This window comes from Alloalcanivorax venustensis ISO4, assembly GCF_015356855.1.
Classification (GTDB): Bacteria; Pseudomonadota; Gammaproteobacteria; order Pseudomonadales; family Alcanivoracaceae; genus Alloalcanivorax; species Alloalcanivorax venustensis.
The window spans coordinates 1-5,881 of sequence record NZ_ARXR01000062.1; the positions used below are offsets into that span (position 1 = coordinate 1).

Annotated in this window: 8 protein-coding genes; 6 read left to right on the forward strand and 2 right to left on the reverse strand. The window is 57.5% G+C overall.

The window, feature by feature from the left end:
• Positions 1-400: 400 nt before the first annotated feature.
• Positions 401-1,405 (forward strand): Rpn family recombination-promoting nuclease/putative transposase, encoded by a 1,005-nt coding sequence (locus ISO4_RS16570; protein ID WP_194856948.1) that lies wholly within the window; start codon positions 401-403, stop codon positions 1,403-1,405.
• Positions 1,406-1,479: 74 nt separating this feature from the next.
• Here ISO4_RS16570 and ISO4_RS16575 read toward each other — a convergent pair whose 3' ends face one another.
• Positions 1,480-2,133 carry a transposase gene (locus ISO4_RS16575; RefSeq protein WP_142950228.1) on the reverse strand — a complete coding sequence of 218 codons (654 nt, stop codon included), beginning with the start codon at positions 2,131-2,133 and terminating at the stop codon, positions 1,480-1,482.
• Between the two features lie 482 nt (positions 2,134-2,615).
• On the opposite strand from ISO4_RS16575, the gene ISO4_RS16580 reads away from it, so the two are divergent.
• From ISO4_RS16580 to ISO4_RS16600, 5 genes are all read left to right on the forward strand, one after another.
• Positions 2,616-2,831 carry a type II toxin-antitoxin system RelE/ParE family toxin gene (locus ISO4_RS16580; RefSeq protein ID WP_194856949.1) on the forward strand — a complete coding sequence of 72 codons (216 nt, stop codon included), beginning with the start codon at positions 2,616-2,618 and terminating at the stop codon, positions 2,829-2,831.
• Entirely contained in the window at positions 2,828-3,139 is a 312-nt protein-coding gene (locus tag ISO4_RS16585) for an addiction module antidote protein (protein WP_067606020.1), read from the forward strand. Before ISO4_RS16580 ends, ISO4_RS16585 begins: the two co-directional genes overlap by 4 nt.
• Before the next feature lie 299 nt (positions 3,140-3,438).
• Complete coding sequence (locus tag ISO4_RS16590) at positions 3,439-3,738, forward strand: type II toxin-antitoxin system HigB family toxin (protein ID WP_194856950.1); 300 nt, start codon at positions 3,439-3,441, stop codon at positions 3,736-3,738.
• Positions 3,738-4,100, forward strand: a complete 363-nt coding sequence (locus ISO4_RS16595; protein WP_067606024.1) for a helix-turn-helix domain-containing protein — start codon at positions 3,738-3,740, stop codon at positions 4,098-4,100. The genes ISO4_RS16590 and ISO4_RS16595 overlap by 1 nt, the downstream gene beginning before the upstream one ends.
• 319 nt (positions 4,101-4,419) lie before the next feature.
• The gene (locus tag ISO4_RS16600; RefSeq protein WP_194856951.1) at positions 4,420-4,719 is read left to right on the forward strand and encodes a type II toxin-antitoxin system RelB/DinJ family antitoxin; all 300 of its coding nucleotides are present in this window, start codon (positions 4,420-4,422) and stop codon (positions 4,717-4,719) included.
• Positions 4,720-4,761: 42 nt separating this feature from the next.
• Here ISO4_RS16600 and ISO4_RS16605 read toward each other — a convergent pair whose 3' ends face one another.
• Entirely contained in the window at positions 4,762-5,382 is a 621-nt protein-coding gene (locus ISO4_RS16605) for a type IV toxin-antitoxin system AbiEi family antitoxin domain-containing protein (protein ID WP_228548222.1), read from the reverse strand.
• Positions 5,383-5,881: the final 499 nt, after the last annotated feature.

Genomic DNA, 5,881 nt, shown 5'->3' on the forward strand with positions numbered 1-5,881 from the left:
CTCGCCCCTGAAGAATGGCTGCGCCGCGAAAGGCGAGCGCCGCTCGCCGGCTAGTTCTAGCGGTCTCTGGAATCCCGCCGGGCTTGACGCCCTTTCGCGGGCAAGGCCCGCTCCTACGCCAGGCCTGGGTGTAACCACCGATCCATTCTTGCGGGGTCGGGCGTTCCATCCAGGCCTTTTTTTGCGTTAGTCGCATTAACCTTGCAACGCGCGCGAATCAAGGTCTTTTCCTCGTTTTTGAGCCTGAAATGCCTGGTTTGGCCACGGTTTCCGCTGTTTTCGACTGTCCTCCGGGGTCGATGCGTGCTTCCGTCTTCGCTTACAACGATTGTCCGCACGGTAGGACAGACAGACCGGCTCGTGCCGGTCACGCTCGTTTTTCTAGATCGACGAGGTGCCCATGGACGAGCACGACACCATCTACAAGCTGCTTTTCGCCCACGACCGGATGGTCCAGGACCTGTTGGTTGGCTTCCTGCCTGATAAGTGGGTCGCAGCACTGGACTTGGAATCCCTGGAGAAGATGAACGGCAGCTACGTCACTGACGACCTGCGTGGCCGGCACGGCGATGCCGTTTGGCGAATACGCTGGGGCGAGGAGTGGCTTTATGTGTATCTGCTGCTGGAATTTCAGTCCTCGGTGGACCGCTTCATGGCGTTGCGCATTATGGTCTACACCGGCCTGCTCCATCAGGACTTGATTCGGCGTGGTGAGCTGGGGGCCGACCGTAAGTTGCCGTCGGTACTGCCAGTGGTGCTCTATAACGGCGAGCGCCGCTGGCGGGCGCCCACTGACGTGCGAGCTCTGGTCCAACCACCGCCGGACGGGCTGGAACGCTTTCAGCCCGATCAGGCGTTCCTACTGATCGATGAAGGCGCTTACAGCGCCGACGACCGCCAGCCGATCAATAACCTGGTGGCCGCGCTGTTCCGGCTGGAGCATCACCGCTCCTCCGACGAGGTGGCCGGTCTTCTTCAACTTTTGGTAAAGTGGCTGTCAGGTCCGGAACAGGCCGGCTTACGCCGGGCTTACCTGGAATGGCTGCGCCGCCGCCTCCCCAAATGGTTTCCCGGCGAGACCTTCCCCGAGATGCACGATCTGCAGGAGGCGTACGAGATGATCACCAACCGGTTCGAGGAATGGAAGGAGCGTCAGCGTCTCGCGGGCGTTGAGCAAGGCGTGGCTCAAGGCGTGGCTCAAGGCGTCGAGCAAGGCCGCGCGCAGGGCATCGAGCAAGGCCGCCTGGAAGGCGAACGCGCGCTAGTGCTCCGTCTGATAGAACACCGCTTCGGCGACGCTCCCGCCACGCTTCGCCTGCGCCTGCAAAGTGCCTCCCAGGCTGAGCTGGAAGATCTGGCTGACCGCATTCTGGACGCCTCCAGCGTGGATGATCTATTCCAATAGGCAGTAGCGCCGGGCTTGGCCTCCTATGCCGCGCTGGCTGCGTTCCTTGCGTGGCCGCTCCATTCCCCGAACGACTAACCCAGCACCCCGTACTTCCGGTACACCTCTCTCACGAAATGCCGTGAGCCGGTAAGCCGGCAACGCTTCACCGCCGTGTCGATCATCTTTTCTTCGTGAGGATCCAGCCCGTTGCTCATGTACATCCGGTAGGCTTCGGCCCGGTCTTCGATGCTGCCACCCAGACGGGTGTACTCCTCCGGGTCTTCCAGCCAGTACTGATGGGTCTTGCCCAGCCGCATGCGGTAGCTGCTGCGGTGGTAGTGATACGCCGACGAGGCGAGCCGCTGGGTCACCGGCAGCCGCTCGATGTAGCAGATGCAGGCCAGCATCCACTGCCCGGGCTCCACCGGGCTGGAGCGGTAGCGCACCTCCCATACGGACGTGGCGCCGTGCAGCCTCTTGCGCCGCGACGAGGCGCTGCAACTGAGCGCCTTCATAAACCGGGACAGGTTCCCGGGATCACCCAGCGGCGTGGCCAGGATGTGCAGGCCGTCGGGCAGCAGGCAGAAGGCGTGGATGGCGAGCTCGTACTGCTGGCTCAGCGCGCGTATCTGCCCGAGGCAGTGGGTGTAGTCGGCTTCGTCGAGAAAGACGGGTTTCTGGTCACGGCTTTTGCGCACCAGGTGGTGCGGGTGGCCCGCGAGCAGAAGGCGATCCTTGCCGGGCATAACTCCCCCTTAATTCCGTTGTTTTTGGGTTCGTTTTTATTGAGCCTACCCTTTTACCACCCGATGTATGAAGAGAATTTCGGCGGCGGGACGGATTAATATTTTTGCCAGGATTTCGCCATTTTAAAAACCACCCTTAATATCAGTCAGTTACGATTTTCTTCTGCGTTATTTTTATAATTGTCCGTCCCTTTTTCGCCTTTATCGCACTCACTTCGCCTTCACTTGCAATAATTACCCACCCGACAGCCGAGACAACCCGGCTGGCCCCACGACACCTCGCCTGCGCCTTCCGCGGGATGGTTCCTCGCTGCTTTTGCACGGATCGCAACTTTCGTTGCCAAGCACGCAAAATGGCGCTTTTTCAGCTTTCTGACACGGTTTCCCGCCATTCCCCACAGCCAGACCGCTAACGCCAGTGGCACCCTGCTTCCTCAACGCAAGGAGGTGGACAATGACGACTAACGGAGCCCAAAAAATGGGTGGCAAAGAAAGGCGCGCTTATTGTATCTTATTGGATACAGGCGGGAGAAGGAGTGCATGAACTGCGCGTTCCCGTGGGCCCAGGTTACCGGGTGTACTACCTACAGAGAGGCGAAGCCATTTATGTATTGCTGGTGGGTGGCGATAAAAGCAGCCAAAGGCGCGACATTGCAACCGCTAAACAGATGGCGGCGGCCATCAGGAGAAAACCATGAAATCATCAACCTCACAAGAACTCGGTTTACGCCCTTTCGACATCACCGAGTTTTTGGACAACGATGTAGCGATCACCGAATACCTGACGCAGGTGCTGGCAGAGGGCGATCATGAAGAGCTGCTTGCCGCCATTGGTCATGTCGCCCGGGCTCGCGGCATGACCGACCTGGCACGTCAAACCGGATTGGGCCGCGAAAGCCTCTATAAGGCATTGCGCCCTGGTGCCGATCCACGCTTTTCGACGTTGATGAAGGTACTGCACGCACTCGGCGTACACTTGCAGGCCGTGCCCGACAAGATCGCCTGACCTCTAATACCCGACAGGTAAGAACACGGGCGCTCACTGCATTTGCGCTACTCGCAACTTTCGTTGCCAAACACGCAAAATACGGCTTTTTCACCTTTTCGGTCTCTTTTTCCGCCTTTTTGCCCTGCTTGGACAGCTTACAGGCCTCTAACCGACTTTCCGCGCTGGCTGACAATATTTTCAGCCTTCACGTACAGCCACCCGAGGCCGCAGCCACTAACCTCAGAAACCTTCAGCCGTGCCACCCGCTTGACTCCCAAAATGGGAGAACCTAGAATTGCGCCAGTCAGGGAGAGATGATGCGAGTCATTGCGAAACGGACGTTGAGGCAGTTCTGGGAATTGCCTGACCATGGTGATTCGGAGAGGCCTCTCACGCAGTGGCATCACATGATGGTCAAGGCGCACTGGGACACACCCCAGCAGTTGAAGGCAGACATGAGCACGGCCAGTGTTCTCAAGCACGGTCGGGTGGTTTTCAACATAGCCGGCAATAAGTACCGCGTGATTGTCGCCATCCGGTATGACTTGCAGATTGCCTGGGTGCGGTTCGTAGGCACTCATGCTCAGTACGACCAGATTGACGCGGAGACAGTGTAATGAACGTTCAGCCGATCCATACCGACGACGACCTCGAGCGCGCTTTCGCTCGTCTGGAACAGCTGTGGGATGCGGAGGAAGGCAGCCCGGAGGCGGATGAACTGGAAGTGCTCTCCATCCTGATCGAAAAGTACGAAGACGCACACTATCCCGTTGGCCCTTCGGATCCCGTCGAGGCGATTCTGTTCACGCTTGAGCAGCGCGGCCTGACCCGCCGCGATCTTGAGGCTTACATCGGCTCCAGCGGGCGGGTCTCCGAAGTCCTGAACCGAAAGAGAGCGCTCAGCCTGCAGATGATCCGCAATCTGCACGCCGGCCTCAAGATTCCCTATGAAAGCCTTCTGAACGACACCGCCGCCTGACCTCTCCAATAGGTGCTGGCACTTTAAATGGATGTGCCTCCTGGCCGCTTTGCGCTACCCGCAACTTTCGTTGCCAAACACGAAAAATGGCGCTTTTTTAGCTTTCTGACCCGGTTTCCCACCTTTTTGCCCTGCTTTGCCACCGTATTGACCCCTAACTGACTTTCCGCGCTGGCTGACAATGTTTTCAGCCTTCACTTACGGCGCCCCGGGGCCGCAGTCGTTAACCTCGAACCTCCTCAACGGCCTTATCCAAGCTCGCCCGGTTGACCGTATCTCAAATGAGATACATTATGAGTAGTCTGATAGGAGAAAGACCATGGCCGCTGAAACGACGATGTTGCATGTACGAATTAACGAAAAACTGAAAGGCGAAGCCGCCGAGACTCTGGCCGGCCTGGGTTTATCGGTATCAGACGCCGTTCGGATCTTGCTGACTCGCGTGGTTAAGGAACGCGGCCTGCCCCCCGGCCTGACCACGGATCCCGAGTTCTACGACGCCTGGTTCAAGGCCAAGGTGCTTGAGGCAATGGAAGACACCCGCGCGGCCGCCTCTCACAATCAGGTCATGGATGATGCGAGGAAACTCATCGAACGGAAGCGACTGCGGAAGGATTAAATAGGCGCTGCCGTACGGATGCCTCCAGGTTCCTTGTCCCACTCATAGCACGGCCTCCAGGTAGGGCCGGATGACCTTTTCAACTCGACATATGCGGGCATACTCAAGAACCTTATTAAACTGCGGCGCTTGCCTTTTCCGATAGAGCTTCAGCGCCTCCAGCACCACATCCATACCCATGCGATTCCGAAACTTAAAGCAGTCCGCCAGTGTTTTTTCAGCGCTGTATATTCTCAAGATCAAGCCATCCTCGAGAAATTCCTCAATACCGGCGCCAAAAGCCACCTCGGAGTACCGATATCCCCGCACAGGCGGGTAATCCAACTTGGGAAGCCGAGCTCCCCGGGCCACAGCCAAGTGGACGTGATGAGGGATTTGAGTCGTGATCTCATGCCATGAAAGTGCCGATTCGAGACATAGAACCGCTCCGGGGAAGCGCGACATCGCGGCGATCAAATCCGGGTGCCCGAGCGGCGGAAGTTCCGCCAGCCTATAAACGCCCCTCGCTACCGGTTCAATCAAGCCTTCGTCACGTGCCCGATAAAACGTGTAACGGCTTATCCCCGCGCGTAGCGCTTCGCTCATGCGCAGTTGGCCACCATAGGCGTGGAATGTCTCCTGCAACGAGGTAAACGACGGCTTTTGGTTTCTTGAATAAGACAAAGTGTCACCACTTATTTATATATGGATACACATTGTCTTATTTGGCGAATAATTTCAAGGTCTGGCCGACTGCGTTCTCGATGCGTCCGGAAGGACGGGGTCAGGTCTTGTCTTTTGCCTCTCCAAACAACGGGCACCTGCCTCTGTTGCCCTATTTAGCTAACCACGGTGCTTTTCAGGACCCGCAACCAACCTTCTGCGGACACGCAAATTTCCCCTTTTTGCGTCTCTCGCCCTGCCAAAAAGCTACGCGCAGATTCCACATTCGCCTACACGGATTGTCCGCCACATAGGACAAACAACCCTGCTCGTCCCGGTCACGCTGGGCGATATATATTGACTGAAGGCCCGCGGACTAGCTCCACCGTGCCGACTGTCCGGAATACATACATCTTTCTTTTTTGTATTTTTTAAACTACAATGAGCATTAAATGTATTCAGTCGCCTGTTGTGTGGCGGACGAAAAGCGAATCAAACCCGTGACATCCGACGTGCCCGG

Bases quoted from the DNA above. Each gene is read 5' to 3' on its own strand.
- ISO4_RS16595 (WP_067606024.1), top strand. From the start codon at position 3,738: ATGAACGTTCAGCCGATCCATACCGACGACGACCTCGAGCGCGCTTTC.
- ISO4_RS16590 (WP_194856950.1), top strand. From the start codon at position 3,439: ATGCGAGTCATTGCGAAACGGACGTTGAGGCAGTTCTGGGAATTGCCT.
- ISO4_RS16575 (WP_142950228.1), bottom strand. From the start codon at position 2,133: ATGCCCGGCAAGGATCGCCTTCTGCTCGCGGGCCACCCGCACCACCTG.
- ISO4_RS16570 (WP_194856948.1), top strand. From the start codon at position 401: ATGGACGAGCACGACACCATCTACAAGCTGCTTTTCGCCCACGACCGG.
- ISO4_RS16600 (WP_194856951.1), top strand. From the start codon at position 4,420: ATGGCCGCTGAAACGACGATGTTGCATGTACGAATTAACGAAAAACTG.
- ISO4_RS16585 (WP_067606020.1), top strand. From the start codon at position 2,828: ATGAAATCATCAACCTCACAAGAACTCGGTTTACGCCCTTTCGACATC.